Annotated in this window: 1 protein-coding gene; it reads left to right on the forward strand. The window is 41.5% G+C overall.

From position 1 onward, the window contains the following. On the forward strand, positions 1–337 hold a 337-nt coding region (locus tag C2M30_RS07335), incomplete at both ends, for a hypothetical protein (RefSeq protein ID WP_158683344.1).

Raw genomic sequence — 337 nt, forward strand, 5'->3', positions numbered from 1 at the left:
AATATTGTCCAAATTAATTTGCCAGGTGGCGCGTCAACTAATGAACACTTTTACGTAAATGTAAGTGGTGAACCCATTTCAGAATCGCCAAGCTTTGAAGAAATAGGCGCAGGTGATGGGCCACTGGCACACCGTCCAAAGTACTATGTACCATTTAAAGTGCCTGTGTTTAATGAAGAGTTAACGACAGATTTAAATTTTAAATATAAAAAAGCGGTTGAGGCGGGAGAAGCAGGTGACTTGGCAAAGCCAGAGCCTGTTTACCATTATGTTTATCGCCCAGAGTATCAGTTCAGTACATACGAGCTAAAAGTAAACGATATCCTGCGCCAAACAG

Source organism: Pseudoalteromonas sp. T1lg24 (assembly GCF_002964745.1).
GTDB lineage: Bacteria > Pseudomonadota > Gammaproteobacteria > Enterobacterales > Alteromonadaceae > Pseudoalteromonas > Pseudoalteromonas spongiae.